The sequence below is a fragment of the Xanthobacter wiegelii genome (assembly GCF_043193855.2).
Classification (GTDB): Bacteria; Pseudomonadota; Alphaproteobacteria; order Rhizobiales; family Xanthobacteraceae; genus Xanthobacter; species Xanthobacter flavus_A.
In genome coordinates this window covers 887,919-902,758 of sequence record NZ_CM195529.1, presented here as the reverse complement: position 1 = coordinate 902,758, position 14,840 = coordinate 887,919, and the positions used below count along the sequence as shown (strand labels likewise).

The window sequence follows — 14,840 nt, the reverse complement described above, 5'->3', positions numbered from 1 at the left end:
TTGAATTGTATATCGAAATAAAACAACTTTTAGTATATACCTTCGCGCGCCCCCGCCGGCCGCTGAAGGAAAATCAGAACGGCAAGCCAGATAATCCCGTAGCCGGCACGTATTCGTCGAGGATCGTAAAGACCGTGCAGCTCGGCGCCAGAATTCTCACGCTGCAGCCAAGGCCATTCGCCAGAACGCGAGCGTCAAGAAGAGAAGAGGCCCGACGCGCAATCGCACGAAAGCGACCGCTATTACATCGGCTTCGGCACCTCGTCTTGTCCAAGAAGCGAATTTGGCTGGGGGACCTGGATTCGAACCAGGATTAACGGAGTCAGAGTCCGCGGTTCTACCGTTGAACTATCCCCCAACACCCGGCGTCCGCAGGAGCGGAGGCGGGAGGGTCTGCCGAGGCAGGTGGGCTCTATACGCAATTCGATCGCCGGGTTCAACTCCCGATTCAGCGTCATTCACACCCCCTTTTCGAGAGGGGTAGCACCGGGAGTATCGGCAGCGTTCGGCGGCAATCGGACCTGACTGCCTATTGGTATACGTCATACGCAATGGTGCCATGCACAATTCGCTATGTTGCAACGCACGCTGATGCCCTATCTTCCCCTCATCAAACGGAGGCGAAAATGGTCACGATCACTGCACATGCTCCCCGCGAAACCGGCTTCTTCGGTCGCATCGGCAATGCGGTCGGCGACTTCTTCGACGCCATCGCCGAAGCCCGCGCCATGTCGGAGCGCTACGAGTATCTCTCTCGCCGCTCCAACAGCGAGCTCGCCGAGATGGGCCTCGACCGTCAGCGCATCGCCCAGGCTGTTGCCCGCGGCTTCTGAGAATTCCTGAAGGCCCGGCCGCGCGGTCTCGCGGCGGCCGGCTTTAAGTCCCTGTCTTCCGCGTTTCCTCCCAGTGCCTCAACCCGCTGTCGCAAGGCAGCGGGTTTTTTCTTTTGCCCCTACTCCACCTTCACCGTCACGCTGTCGCTGCGGCCGTCCGCATCGATGACGGTGAGGCGGGCGAAGCCGCGGCCGGGCGGGGTCCAGAACAGGGTGCGGCGGTCCTCCACCCGCGCCACCGGGCGGCCGTCCATGAGCAGGGTCAAGGGGAAGGTGCCGCCGTCCACCTTGAGCGCCAGCGTCTCCGCCCCCTCCGAGGCGACCCGCGCGCCATCTGGCGGATAGACCACCTCCAGCGCCTGCTCCTGACGCGCCCGGCCGAAATGCCGCTGCGGCGGGGGAAGCCTTGCGTTGCCGGCCATCACGGCTCCGCGCGGGGCGGCGGCGAGGCCCGCGGGGGTTCGGACGATGCGGGCGAAGGCGTCGAACAGCAGAGGCGCCGCCGCCGCCCGCCCGGTGAGATCGGGCACCGCCTGCCCGTCCGGCCGGCCGACCCAGACGCCCACCGTGCGCCGCCCGTCGAAGCCCACCGCCCAGCTGTCGCGATAGCCGTAGGAGGTGCCGGTCTTGAAGGCGATACGCCCGCCGAGCGCATTCTCGGGCGCCGGCGTGCCCAGAAGACACTGGCCCACATACCAGGCGGCCACCTCGTCCACGAGGCGGGCCTTGCGCGGCGCCGCCACCGCCCCGTCGCCCCGGCGGAAGACCGGGGCATGAGCCTCCCCGCCCCGCGCCAAAGCTGCATAGAGGGTGGTGAGGTCGATGAGGCGGATGCCCACGCCGCCGAGGCCCATGGGCAGGGCCGGCGCGGCGCCGGGGGGCAGTTCCAGCCGCCCGCCCGCCTGCTGCATGCGGCTCGCGAGCCTCTGCGGCCCCACCGCTTCCAGCAGCCGCACCGCCGGCACGTTCAGGGACAATTGCAGCGCCTTGCGCACGGAGAGGGTGCCCTGGAAGGTGCGGTCGAAATTCTCCGGCCGCCACGCGCCGAAGCGGGCGGGCCGGTCCTCGATCAAAGTCTCGGGATGGGCGATGCCGTCCTCGAAGGCCAGCGCATAGATGAAGGGCTTGAGCGTGGAGCCCGGCGAGCGCACGGCACGGGCGAGGTCCACGGCACCCGCGCGGTCCCTGTCGAAATAATCGGCGGCGGCCACATAGGCGCGCACCTCGGCGCTGTCATTGTCCATCACCACGATGGCGGCGGAGAGCCCGCGCCCCAGCGTGCGGGTGCGCTCGCGCACCAGCTCTTCCAGCCGCTCCTGCAAAGGCGCGTCGAGGGTGGAGAGGTGGCGGGCGAGGTCCGGCCGCTCCGCCGCCATCTCCTCGGAGAGGTGCGGCGCGATCTGCGGCAGGGGCCGGCGGGCCGTGGGCACGGCCTCGGCCTTGGCGACGCGCACCTCGTCCGGCGCGAGGAGGCCCTGCGCGGCGAGGCGGTCCAGCACGCGGTCGCGCGCCGCCTTCGCGCGGACGGGATAGCGGTCGGGCCGGCGCGTCTCGGGGGATTGGGGCAAGGCCACCAGCAGCGCCGCCTCGCCCAGCGTCAGCCGGCGGGGCTCCTTGCCGAGATAGGTGAGCGAGGCCGCGCGCACCCCCTCGATGTTGCCGCCATAGGGCGCGAGGGTGAGGTAGAGCGAGAGGATCTCGTCCTTGGAGAGCCGCGCCTCCAGCTCCAGCGCGCGGCGCATCTGGGCCAGCTTGGCATCCATCGTGCGGGCGCGCGGCGGCAGGGTCAGGCGCGCCACCTGCATGCTCAGCGTCGAGCCGCCGGAGACGACGCGCAGCGATCCCGCCGCCTGCCCCGCCGCGCGCAGCAAAGCGAGGGCATCGACGCCCCTATGGTCACGGAAGCGCCGGTCCTCATAGGCGAGGATCATGGCGACGAGGCGCGGGTCCACATCGCTCGCGGAGGCGGCGAGGCGCCAGCGCCCGTCCGGCAAAGCGAAGGGGCGCAGCAGGCGGCCCTCCTTGTCCACCACCTCGGCCGAGACCTTCGGCTCGGGGGGCGGCGGCGCGTTGGCGCGAAGGACGGCGAGGCCGGCCGCACCGGCCCCCACCGTTAGCACGAGGCCGAGCGCCGCCGCGCCCGCCATCCAGCGCCAGCGGCGCCGGGGGACAGGAGGCGGGAGGGGCGCGGGCAGCTCGCTCATCGGGCGGGCGCGACCTCCATGCTGCCGGCCGCCGTGCGGGCGAAGCGGTCGGGGCGGTACATGTCCTCCACCATGGCCGGCGGATGGGCGTAGCGGCCGGGCGAGACCGCCCGCACCGTATAGGCGACGACGAAGGGCTCATCGCCCTCCTCCCGCGTCACCGAGGCGACGAAGCGGTCGTCGCGGAACTCCACATGGCCGGCCTCGCTGGTCTCGTCGAGCCAGGTGAAGCCGCCGTCGCCGCCCTTGATGAGGTTGGGGTTCTCGATCTCGAAGCCCGCCGGCAGGTAGTCCACCAGCAGCACGTCGGCGAGCGCGCTCTTCTCCTCCGAGAAGGTGAGCACCACCGCGAAGCGCTGGTTCTGCACCGCCTTCGTCGGGTCGGCGGGCTTGCCGTCGAGGGTGAAATACTTGCGGTCCAGCGTGAAGCCCTTGGAGATGGCAGGCTCGGGCGCCACGGGGGCGCCGTTGACGCCCACCACCACCTTCACCGCTTCGGTGCCCGCATTGCGCACCGTGAGCGGGCCGCGCTCCAGATCGGCCCGCGAGAGCTTGCTGCCGAAGGGGCCGCGGTTGAGCCCGCCGTCCACCTCCAGCGTCATGTTGGCGGCGCTGGCGGCAAGCGTGCGGGCGGCGAGCAGCAGCCACGCATTCTCCTGCGTGGAGGTGCGCTCCGTGCGCACGCGGGCCGCATCCACGCGGGCGAGCGCCACGGCGGCCACCTTCTCCAGCCCCGCCTCGCGGGCGAGCACCGTGAGGGCGGCGGCGTCGCGCAGCACCGATCCGAAATCGGCGCGGCCGATCTCCGGCGCGGTGGCGCTGGCGGGGATGCCCTCCAGCGCCACGTTGAAGGCCCGTTCCGCGCGGGTGCGGTCGCCCAGCAGCGCGAGGGCCGCGCCCACCTGCCCGCGGGCGAGGGGCGAGGAGAGGTCCTTCAACCGCGTGTCGGCGAGGTAGCGCAGATCACCCAGCGGCGCGCGGCCGTTGCGGGCCAGCACATAGAGGGCATAGGCCAGCCCCTCGCTGGCGGAGCGCATGTCGGCGCCCGCGAGGTTCACCGTGTTGCGCAGCCGGTCCAGCGCCAGCGAGAAGGCCTGGTCGGGAATTGCGAAGCCCTTCTCCTTCGCGCGGGTGAGGAAATCCACCACATAGGCGTCGAGCCACGTATCGCTGCCCCCCGCCGACCACAGGCCGAACGAGCCGTCCGACCCCTGCCGCGAGAACACGCGGACGATGGCGTCGCGGATGCGCTGGTCGGCCTCGGGATCGGCCGCCCGGCCCACGAGAACGGACAGCTCGTTGTAGGAGAGCAGCGGCAGGGCGCGGCTCGTCACCTGCTCGGTGCAGCCATAGGGGTAGCGGTCGAGGGCCGCCAGCAGCGCCGGCACGTCGATGGCACTGGAGGGCGACACGCTCACCGCCACGCTGCCGGTGCCCGGCAGGAGGTCGGCGAGGAGATCGCGCGACACGCTGATGCTCTCGCCGGGGGCAAGGTTGCGCACCGTGCGCCGCTCGATGTCCGGATAGGCCGGGCGCACCTGCATCTGGAACGAGCGGGTGATGTCGATGCCCTGCCCCGTCAGCCGTGCCGTGAGGGTGGCGGGGCCGACGCCCCGGCCCTCCAGCGCGAGCCGCACCGACTGGCGCTGCTTCTGGGCCAGCGTGATGGCCGGCACGGCGCCGGTGACGGCGGCGGCGCCGGTGGCGGTCACCTCCAGCCGGTACTCGCCCGCCGGGCCTTCCACATTGGTCAGGTCCAGATTGAAGCTGGAGCGGTCGCCGGAGGCGAGGAAGCGCGGCAAAGTGGCCAGCATCACCACCTTGTCGCGCACCACCACGTCGGCGGCGGCATGGCCGAGGCGGTTCTGGCTCCAGGCGATGGCCATCACCCGGAGCGTGCCGTCGAAGGCGGGCACGGGGAAGGAGACGGTGGCGGTGCCGTCCGCCCCCACTTCCACGAGGCCGGAGAACAGCGCCACGGGCGGGCCCTGCGGCGGGCTCGCCATCATCTGCCCCTCGCCGCCGTCGCCGCCGGAGCGCAGCCGGCCGGCAGCGCCCTGCATGCCGTCGATGAGCGCGCCGTAGAAATCGCGGATGTCGGCGGCGAGCCGGCGCTGGCCGAACACGACGTTGTCCGGCGCGGGTGGCTTGTAGCCGGTGAGGTTGAGGATGCCCACATCCACCGCCGCCACCGTCACATAGGCCTTCTCGCCGGCCGGCAGGTTCGACACCTTCACCGGAATGGCGAGGGTGGTGTTGGGGCGCATCTCGGCGGGCGGGGACAGCTCCACCTTCAGGGTGCGCGCCGCCTTGTCCACCGAGAACCACGAGAGCCCCATGGCGCGGCCGGGCATGCGGCTCGCCTGAACATCCAGCGGGCGGTGGAGGAAGGCGACCACATAGGCCCCCGGCCCCCAATTTCCATCCACCTTGAAGCTGACCTTGGCGGCGCCCGGCTGCACCTGCAGCACCTGCTGCGCGCGGACGCCGTCATTCACCACCATCACGGTCGCGGTGCCGGCCGTGCGGGCGGTGACGGTCGCTTCCAGCGTGTCGCCGGCGGCGTAGGCCTCTCTGTCGAGGGTGAGTTCGAGGCGGTCCGGCGTATCGGCATTGCCGTCGCCGCCGAATCCGGCCTCGAAGGTGAGGGAGGTGAGCGGCAGGCCGTCGCCCGAGAGGTCGAGGCGGTAGCGGCCGTACTGGGTGGGCACGGAGAGGCGCGCCGGCCCGTCGGCGGTGGTGGCGATGGTGCCCCCGCCCATGCGGGTCACGGTCTTCACCGGCTCATAATCCCACGAGCCGCTCACGCGGTACCACTGGTAGCGCGTCTCGATGCGCGAGAGCTTCCACGTCAATCCCGGCGAGGCGAGGAGCTTGTCGTCCACGCCGGCCACCACCACGTCGAAATTGGCCGTCTCGCCCTCGCGGACACGATCGGCGAAGAGCGGCTTCACGCCGATCTGGCTGCCGGCCGGGGCGAGCGGGAGCACGATGGTGCGCTGGACGGCGCGGCCGCCGGCCTCCACGAGGCGCACGAAGGCCTCCATCTCCAGCGGACGGGCGGTCTTCGGCAGGTCGCCGGCCAGCAGGCGGAGCGTGGCGCGGCCCCGCGCGTCGGTGACGGGGGCGTCGGCGGTGGGCTGGCGCTCGGCCAGAACCTCGTCCTGCGCATTGCCGAAGGCGTAGCCGGCGAAGCCCGGCCGGTTGGCTGCGGCGCGCAGCTCGGTCTCCGCCTCCACGTCGAGGCCGGAGGCGGGGGCGCCGAACAGGAAGCGCCCGTCCACCAGCACCTCCACCGCCTTGTCGCGCGGCAGGCGCGGCGCGCGGGCGGTGAGGTCGAACTCCACCCGGTCGGGGACGTAATCCTCCACGAGGAACGTCACCTCGCCGATGGCCGGGGCCTTGAGATCGGTGAGCGCCTTCAACCGCCAGGTGCCGGTCATGGCACCCTTGAGGATCGGCAGGTCGAGGGTGCGCCCGCCCGCGCCCTGGTCCTGCACCACCACGCGACGGTCGGCGACGCCATCGGGCCGCACGAGCTGCACGGTGAGCGGCACATTCGGCGCCGCATTGCCCGTCGCGTCGCGCAAAAGGACAGTGAGATGCACCGTCTCGCCGGAGCGGTAGACGCCGCGCTCGGTGGCGAGGAAGGCATCCAGCGCGCCGGGCGCCTCGCGGCCGGAGACGCCCCGGTCGGTGAGGTCGAAGGCATTCTCCTTCATGGAGAGGAAGGCGTAGTCGCCGTTGGCGGCGCGCGCCGTCACCACCTCCGGTCCCATGCCGGCGGGGCCGCGCGAGAGGCCGGCATCGAAGCGGGCATAGCCGCTGGCGTCGGTCTTCGCGGTGCCCAGCACCTCATTGGAGCGGGCCACCAGCGTCACGTCTGCCCCGGCCACCGGCTCGGCGCCGCCGAGCGAGCGCACCAGAACGTGGACGCCATCCGGCCCCGCAAGCGCGGTCATGCCGAGGTCGGAGACGATGAACCATTGGGTGGCGAGGCTGCCGTAATCGTCCTCGCCCGAGGTCTCGCGCGGCTCGGCGGTCATGGCGTAGACGCCGGCTTCCAGCTTGCCCACCGCCTCGTTGACGGGGATCGCCGTCACCACGTCGGCATTCAGCGCGCCGTCCACCTCCAGCGTGCCGGAGAACACCTCGATGGCCGCACCCTCGGCGAGCCGCTCGCGCACATAGCCGTCGAGGCCCTGGCGGAACTCGCCCTGGATGGCGGTGGGCACGAGGCCCCGGTCGCCGATGCGCAGCACCTTGATCTTCAGTTCCCGCGTGTTCACCGAGGTGACGGGGATGCCCTTCTGGCCCGTGCGCGGCAGCACATAGTTGCGGCCGGAGAAATGGGCGGAGGGCTGGCGGTCGCGCACATAGATGGAAAGCTCGGTCGCCCTCTTCAGCTTCTCGCCATTGGCCGAGGGCACGCCCGGCCGCACCGCGAGGGTGTAGCGCGAGCCGTGCTTGAGGCCTTCCACGCAGATCTGCCGCGCCTCGCCGGTGATGGCGGGCTTGTCCATTCCGCCCACCTGCACGAAGGCGGCGAAATCGGTGCCGGGGGCAATGTCCTCGGAGAACTGCACGCAGGCGCGGGGCGTCACCGCGTCGGATTCCACCGAATAATCCACCAGCCGGAAGCCGTGCTCGTCCTTCAGCTTGTCGTAGAACGCGCGGTCGGCGGGGGTGTCGCGCAGGTCGAGGGCCAGCTTCATGGTGTCGATGGCCGGCTGCCACAGGCGCCGGTCCGCATAGACATGGCCGATGAAGGAAAGCGCCTCCCCCTCCTCCACCCGCGTCGCGGCGCGGCGGTAGGCGATGAAGGCGGCGGCCAGCGCATTGTCGATGAAGGTGGAGGCGTCCTCGTCGTCCGTGGGCTTGATGGCGGCGAGCGAGCGGGCGAGGCGCATCCAGATGGCGGGGTCCTGCGCCTGCACCAGCGCGAGGCCGGCATAAAGCTCGGCCGCGGCGCGGGCATCGTTGCGCTGGAACGCCTGCGCCGCGTCGCGCCGCGCCTTGTCGATGGGGCCGGTGGGGGCGGTCGCCTCGCGGCGCAGCAGGCGCTCGTAGCGCCGGGCGCCGGCGATCAGGTCCTGCCGCTGGAAGGTCTTCTGGCTCGCCGCGCGGGGCGGCAGCGGGGTGGCCGGCTGCGCGGGCGCGGGCTGGGCGGCGGGGGTTTGCGGGCGCGCCTGCTGGGCGAAGGCGGGGGTGCCGGGAACCGCGCCGGCCGTGAGCACGCTCGCCATGAGCGCGAATGCGAGGCCGAAGCGCGTGGGCAAAGGGGCGCGGTTGCGGCGGATATTGAGGAGACGACGGCGAAGGTCCATGGACCGCTCCCTCGGTGCACAGCACCGTTGCGGGAGGCGAGGCGTGCGATGCGGCGGGACAGCTCCGGAGAGCGGCTCCTGCCCGCAGATCGTTCGACCGGCCCCCTCACGAGAAATGACCGACCGGTGCCCGTCATCCCCGTTCCGGAACGACGCAGCCCGACCCCGCACCGCCATCTATGCGCAACCCGAGCCGCTCGCCAAGAGGGACGTTTGCGGAACGTCAGTTATTCGCTGTGCGGGGACCGGACTCCCCTCTCCCCTTGCGGGAGAGGGGGCGGGGGTGAGGGGGCTGGCGCCGCCGTCCCGGTTCTGGTGAAGGGGGAGAGAACCACCCCTCACCCCGGCCCTCTCCCGCAAGGGGAGAGGGAGTCCATGCGGCGACGATCCCGGCTTGAAGCCGTCGCGCAGGCGTCGCAGAATCGGGCAACATGCGGGGCGGCGCGACAGGGCGCGGGGGGCTTGATCCATGGTGTCGTTGAGATTTTCCGCCGGCCTGCGGCCGCTTGCCCGCGCCGCTGTCCTCGCCGCCGGTCTTCTCTGCGCCGGGCTTTCCCTCCCCACCCTCGCGCAGGTGGCCGACCCCCTCCCCTCCTGGAACGCCGGGGCGACCAAGACCGGCATCCTCGATTTCGTGAAGGCCGTCACCACCCCCGGCGGACCGGACTTCGTCGCCCCCGCCGACCGCATCGCCACCTTCGACCAGGACGGCACGCTGTGGGTGGAACAGCCGGTCTATACGGAGGTCGCCTTCGCCGCCGCCCGCGTGCGCGCGATGGCGAAGGCCAATCCGGCCCTGAACACCGAAGAACCGTTCCGCACCGCCATTTCCGGTGACGAAAAGGCCAGTGAGGAAGCCCTGGGCAAGCTCTCCTCCGGCGATTTCATGAAGATCATCATGCTGACGCTGGAATCCCTCACGGTGGAGGAGCTTCGCACCGCCGTGCAGGACTGGATGGCCACCGCCCGCAATCCGGTGCTCAACCGCCCGCACACCGAGCTCACCTACCAGCCCATGCAGGAGGTGCTGCAGCTGCTGCGCGCCAACGGCTTCCGCACCTATATCGTCACCGGCGGCGGGCAGGATTTCGTGCGCGCCTTTGCCGAGAAGCTCTATGGCATCCCGCCCGAGCAGGTGGTGGGCACGCCGGACGCGGTGCGCTTCGGCTATGATGCCTCCGGCCGCCCGGTGCTGCGGCTGGAACCGGCCGTTCTGTTCGAGGACGTGTACGGCGGCAAGCCGGAGGGCATCCACCTCGTCATCGGCAAGCGCCCCATTGCCGCCTTCGGCAATTCCACCGGCGACCGGCAGATGCTGGAATATACCAAGGCCGGCAAGGGCGCGCGCTTCGCTGCCCTCGTGCTGCACGACGACGGCAAGCGCGAATTCGCCTACGGCCCGGCGCAGGGCCTGCCGAACTCCGAGGTCGGCACCTTCACGCAGAAGCTCTATGACGAGGCCAAGGCGCGCGGCTGGTTCGTCATTTCCATGAAGGACGACTGGAAGAAGGTGTTCGCCTTCGAACCGTGAGGCGCCGTAACGTCCTCCTCCATTTTGGGGATGCGGCGCGGACCCGGTCCGTGGACCATGGCGTCGCGCTGAACCGAGACCTCCCGGGAAGCGCCGGCCGGGCCGCCGCTTCCCCGCAGGCGCCCGGCCGGATTTTTCTGACCGTCCCGCACCCGAACACCATCTCGCGCCCCGCGCACGCGCCCCTTGATCTGCATCATGGAAGGGGAGACGCTGCCGGCCGACAGCTTGGGGCGAGCATCCGTGCGGAGGCCCTGCCCCCTGGCCGGCCCGGACGGCGGCACGAGGGAGAGCGCACATGACCGCTCATTTGGCCGCGGCGGCGGCTCAGGACGCCCAGCAAACGCGCCATGCCAAGTACGATCGCCTCATCGCGGCGGCGCAGGCGCTGCCGAAGCTCCGGGTGGCGGTCGCCCATCCGTGCGACGACGTTTCCCTGCGCGCGGCGCTGGAGGCGGCCGGCCTCGGGCTGATCGAGCCCATCCTCGTCGGCCCCCCGGCCAAGATCGCGGCGGCGGCGGCCGGCGGCGGGCTCGACCTGTCCGGCGTGCGTCAGGTGCCCGCCGCCCACAGCCACGAGGCGGCCGAGAAGGCGGTGGCGCTGGTACGCTGCGGCGAGGCCGACGCCCTCATGAAGGGCAGCCTGCACACCGACGAGCTGATGGGCGCCGTGGTCGCCCGCGACACCGGCCTGCGCACGGCGCGGCGCATCAGCCACTGCTTCATCATGGACGTGCCGAGCCATCCGGACGCGCTCATCATCACCGACGCCGCCATCAACATCGCCCCCTCGCTGGAGGACAAGGCGCACATCGTGCAGAACGCCATCGAGCTGGCGCACGCGCTCTCCTTCCCGGAGGTGCGGGTGGCCATCCTCTCCGCCATGGAGACGGTGAACCCCGCCGTGCCCTCCACCATCGAGGCGGCGGCCCTGTGCAAGATGGCCGATCGCGGCCAGATCACCGGCGGCATCGTGGACGGGCCGCTGGCGCTGGACAATGCCATCGACCTTGGCTCGGCGGCCATCAAGCACATCTCTTCCCCCGTGGCGGGGCGGGCCAACGTGCTGGTGGTGCCGGACCTCGAAGCCGGCAACATGCTGGCGAAAAGCCTCTCCTTCCTCGCCGGCGCCGATGCGGCGGGCATCGTGGTGGGGGCGCGGGTGCCCATCATCCTCACCAGCCGGGCGGATTCGGCGACGACCCGCCTCGCCTCCTGCGCCGTGGCAGCCCTGCTCGCCGCCGCGCAACAGGCCTCCGCGCGGGCGGCCGCCAAGGCGCTGGAGGGCTGAACCCATGGCAAAGGTGCAACTCGTCCTCAACGCCGGCTCCTCCAGCCTCAAGTTCCAGGTGTTTCTGGACGATGGCGCGGACGTGCCCAACCGCATCTATCGCGGCCTGTTCGAGGGGCTGGGCACTGACCCGCACTTCAAGGTCAAGGATCACGAGGGCGCGACCGTCGGGGAAGAGCACTGGGCCGGCCAGACCGCGTTCGGCTTCGAGGAGGCGCTGGCCTATCTCTCCGACTGGCTCGGCGCCCACCGGGGCGGCCACCAGCTCGCCGCCGTGGGCCACCGCGTGGTGCATGGCGGCCCGCATTATACCCATGCGGTGGAGCTGACGCCCGCCATCATCAACGAGCTGGACACCCTCTCCCCGCTCGCGCCCCTGCACCAGCCGAAGAGCCTGGAACCCATCCGCATCATTGCCCGCCGCGTGCCCGGCCTGCCGCAGGTGGCGGCGTTCGACACCGCCTTCCACCGCACCCAGCCGGAACTGGCGCAGATGTTCGCCATTCCCCAGTCGATGACCGATGCGGGGGTGAAGCGCTACGGCTTCCACGGCCTGTCCTACGCTTTTCTCGCCACCCAGTTTCCCAAGGTCGACCCGCGCCTCGCCAAGGGGCGGGTGGTGGCGGCGCATCTCGGCAACGGGGCAAGCCTGTGCGCCTATGAGGCGTCGCGCTCGATTGCCACCACCATGGGCTTCTCGGCCCTCGACGGGCTGGTGATGGGCACGCGCAGCGGCAGCATCGATCCCGGCGTGGTCTTCTATCTCCAGCGCGAGATGGGCATGAGCGCGGAGGAGGCTGAGCACTTCCTCTATACCAAGTGCGGGCTCGTCGGCGTCTCCGGCGTCTCCAACGACATGCGCGTGCTGCGCGAGCGCTGCGAGACGGATGCGGGGGCGCGGCGGGCCATCGACCTGTTCGTCTACCGCATCAACCGTGAGTTCGGCTCGCTGGTGGCGGCGCTGGGCGGCATCGATGCCCTCGTCTTCACCGCCGGCATCGGCGAGAACGATGCCGAGACCCGCGCCGAGGTGATCCGCGCCGCCGCCTGGGCCGGCTTCGAGCTGGACGCCGAGGCCAACCGCGCCGGCGCCACCCGCATCACGCGGGGTAGCGGCCCGCAGGCCTATGTGATCCCCACCGACGAGGAATGGACCATCGTGCGCGAGATGCGGCAGGTGCTGTCGCATACGGCTGCCGACAGGACTTCGGCCTGAGGAGGCTCCCATGCATCCCATGGACATGATGAAGGTCTACGGCCGGGTGGCGGAAATCTACCGCCTGCGCATCGGCGAGGCGGTCTCGGCCTATGGCGCCGCCATGCGCGAGGCGGCCTCCGCCTTCGCCGCCGCCGGCCGTCCCCAGACCCCGGCCGAGGCATGGCGCGACAGCGTCTCCTACGCCTTCGACGCCGCCCAGCGTTCGCTGATCTTCTGGGACACGATGCGCCAGCGCGGCAACAACTGGATCGCGCACGAAAAGGCCGGCAAGCCGCCGCTGCTCGCCTTCGACCATGAGATGGTGGCGGATGCCCGCACCTTCGCGCGGCCCTGCAATTACGCTCTCGTGCGCATCCTGCCGCCGGACGGCGTGACGGTCGATCCCGAGAAGCGCGCCTTCCTCATCATCGATCCGCGCGCCGGCCACGGGCCGGGCATCGGCGGGTTCAAGAAGGAGTCGGAAGTCGGCTTCGCGCTGAAGGCGGGCCATGCGGTCTACATGGTCATCTTCTTCCCCGAGCCGGTGCCGGGGCAGACGCTGGCGGACGTGTCGCTGGCGGAATCCGAGTTCGTGCGCCTCGTGCGCGAGCGCCATCCCACCCGCGAGCGGCCGGTGGTGATGGGCAATTGCCAGGGCGGCTGGGCGGCCATGCTGGTCGCCGCGCTGGACCCGGACAATGTGGGGCCCATCGTGGTGAACGGCGCGCCCATGTCCTACTGGGCCGGCAACGATGCCGAGAATCCCATGCGCTATGCCGGCGGCGTGCTGGGCGGGGCCTGGACCGCCTCGCTCGCGGCGGACCTCGGCGGCGGCGTCTTCGACGGCGCCTATCTGGTGGACAATTTCGAGTATCTCAACCCCGCGAATACGTATTTCACCAAATACTATTCGCTCTACTCCAAGATCGACACCGAGCCACCGCGCTTTCTCGAATTCGAGCGCTGGTGGGGCGGCTACTTCCTGATGAACCGGGAAGAGATCCGCTGGATCGTCGAGAACCTCTTCGTCGGCAACCGGCTCGCCGCCGGCAAGGCGGAATGGGCGCCGGGCAAGAGTTTCGACCTGAAGGCCGTGCGCTCGCCCATCATCGTCTTCGCCTCGCTGGGCGACAACATCACCCCGCCCCAGCAGGCCATCAACTGGGTGGCGGACCTCTACCCCACCACCCAGGCGCTGAAGGATTCCGGCCAGGTCATCGTCGGCCTCATGCATGAGAGCGTGGGCCATCTCGGCATCTTCGTCTCCGGCGCCATCGCCCGGCGCGAGCATGCGCAGATCGTGGACCTTCTCGATTATGTGGAGGCGCTGCCGCCCGGCCTCTACGGCATGAAGATCGAGGAGGACCGCTCCGGCCCCGAGGTGAAGTATGACGTGACCCTCACCGAGCGCCGGGTGGAGGATCTCGCGGTGCTGCAGAAGTATAACCGCAAGGACGAGATCCCGTTCGAGGTGGTGGCCAACGTCTCGCAGACCAATTCGCGGCTTTACGAGACCTTTGTCCATCCCGCGCTCGCCGCCGTGGTGACGCCGGAGATGGGCCGCCTCGTGCGCGCCGTGCATCCGCTGCGCGCGGTGCGCTGGGGCCTGTCCGATCTCAATCCATGGCTCAAGGCGATGGCGCCGCTGGCCGATTTCGCCCGCAGCCAGCGCACCCCGCGCGACGACAAGGGCGTGCATGTGGCCGGAGAACATTTCGCCGCCACCTCCATCACCGCCGGGTGGGACCTCTATCGCCGCCTGCGCGACGCGATGGTGGAGACCGAATTCTTCCGCCTCTACGGCACCGCCGCCATGCTGGACCCGGACCTCACCGCGCCGGCCACCGCCGCAGCGCTGGTCGAGCAGCCGCCGGCCGAGGTCGCGGCCGCGCTCGCCGCCATAAGAGAAGGCGGCTTCACCGATGCCGGCGTGCGCGTGGCGCTCATCGGCTTCAAGCGCGGCGGCAACGAGCGCCGGCTTTCCACCCTGAAGCAGATCCGCGAGCTGGTGGGCTACGAGCTGGGGCTGCTCGCTTTGCCGTCCGATGTGGCGCAGGCCATCATCCGCCGCCAGTCCATCATCGTGGACCGTAACGAGGCGGCGGCCATCGCCACCCTGCCGGCGCTGCTGAAGACGCCGCAGGAGCGCTCGCGCCTCCTCGCCATGCTCGACCGGCTCACCGCCAACATGGACATCGCCCCAGAGGCTGCCTCAGTGGTGGACGAGGTGCGCGCGGTGCTGGCGGCGGATGCCGCGCAGGAGACGCACGCACAGACGGGCGCGCAGGTGGTGCCTTTCCCGCTCAACGTGGCCTGAGACGAGCGGCGAGAACCGCCGGCTGGCGTCAAATGGCAATTGGCCCGGCGCGCCCCCTGTGCCAAGCGCAGGGACGAGACAGGTTCATTGCCGGCCCCGCCCATGGTGCTACTGTGCGCGCAAGCGCGGCGCTGCAGGG

The 14,840-nt window shown here is 70.6% G+C and carries 7 protein-coding genes and 1 tRNA gene; 5 read left to right on the top strand and 3 right to left on the bottom strand.

Annotated features, from left to right (window positions below):
- Positions 1–284 precede the first annotated feature (284 nt).
- A tRNA-Gln gene (locus V5F63_RS04130) sits at positions 285–358 on the bottom strand.
- A 268-nt stretch (positions 359–626) separates the two neighbouring features.
- On the opposite strand from V5F63_RS04130, the gene V5F63_RS04125 reads away from it, so the two are divergent.
- Positions 627–833, top strand: a complete 207-nt coding sequence (locus tag V5F63_RS04125; RefSeq protein WP_209487835.1) for a DUF1127 domain-containing protein — start codon at positions 627–629, stop codon at positions 831–833.
- A 119-nt stretch (positions 834–952) separates the two neighbouring features.
- Here the strand turns inward: V5F63_RS04125 and pbpC are convergent, their stop codons facing one another.
- Entirely contained in the window at positions 953–3,037 is a 2,085-nt protein-coding gene (gene pbpC / locus V5F63_RS04120; protein WP_394101664.1) for a penicillin-binding protein 1C, read from the bottom strand.
- Positions 3,034–8,364: an alpha-2-macroglobulin family protein gene (locus tag V5F63_RS04115; protein WP_394101663.1), complete on the bottom strand. Its 5,331-nt coding sequence runs from the start codon at positions 8,362–8,364 to the stop codon at positions 3,034–3,036. Before V5F63_RS04115 ends, pbpC begins: the two co-directional genes overlap by 4 nt.
- 469 nt (positions 8,365–8,833) lie before the next feature.
- On the opposite strand from V5F63_RS04115, the gene V5F63_RS04110 reads away from it, so the two are divergent.
- The 4 genes from V5F63_RS04110 (at position 8,834) to V5F63_RS04095 (ending at position 14,701) form a co-directional block, all read left to right on the top strand.
- On the top strand, positions 8,834–9,895 hold the full coding sequence (locus V5F63_RS04110) for an HAD family hydrolase (protein WP_394101662.1): 1,062 nt from the start codon (positions 8,834–8,836) through the stop codon (positions 9,893–9,895).
- Positions 9,896–10,193: 298 nt separating this feature from the next.
- Entirely contained in the window at positions 10,194–11,186 is a 993-nt protein-coding gene (locus tag V5F63_RS04105; protein WP_209487832.1) for a phosphate acetyltransferase, read from the top strand.
- Positions 11,187–11,190: 4 nt separating this feature from the next.
- Positions 11,191–12,402, top strand: coding sequence for an acetate/propionate family kinase (locus V5F63_RS04100; RefSeq protein ID WP_394101661.1), 1,212 nt, complete (start codon positions 11,191–11,193; stop codon positions 12,400–12,402).
- A gap of 10 nt (positions 12,403–12,412) precedes the next feature.
- The gene (locus V5F63_RS04095) at positions 12,413–14,701 is read left to right on the top strand and encodes a DUF3141 domain-containing protein (protein WP_394101660.1); all 2,289 of its coding nucleotides are present in this window, start codon (positions 12,413–12,415) and stop codon (positions 14,699–14,701) included.
- Positions 14,702–14,840 lie beyond the last annotated feature (139 nt).

Coding starts and splice junctions, on each gene's coding strand:
- V5F63_RS04095 (WP_394101660.1), top strand. CDS start 12,413: ATGCATCCCATGGACATGATGAAGGTCTACGGCCGGGTGGCGGAAATC.
- pbpC (WP_394101664.1), bottom strand. CDS start 3,037: ATGAGCGAGCTGCCCGCGCCCCTCCCGCCTCCTGTCCCCCGGCGCCGC.
- V5F63_RS04115 (WP_394101663.1), bottom strand. CDS start 8,364: ATGGACCTTCGCCGTCGTCTCCTCAATATCCGCCGCAACCGCGCCCCT.
- V5F63_RS04100 (WP_394101661.1), top strand. CDS start 11,191: ATGGCAAAGGTGCAACTCGTCCTCAACGCCGGCTCCTCCAGCCTCAAG.
- V5F63_RS04105 (WP_209487832.1), top strand. CDS start 10,194: ATGACCGCTCATTTGGCCGCGGCGGCGGCTCAGGACGCCCAGCAAACG.
- V5F63_RS04125 (WP_209487835.1), top strand. CDS start 627: ATGGTCACGATCACTGCACATGCTCCCCGCGAAACCGGCTTCTTCGGT.
- V5F63_RS04110 (WP_394101662.1), top strand. CDS start 8,834: ATGGTGTCGTTGAGATTTTCCGCCGGCCTGCGGCCGCTTGCCCGCGCC.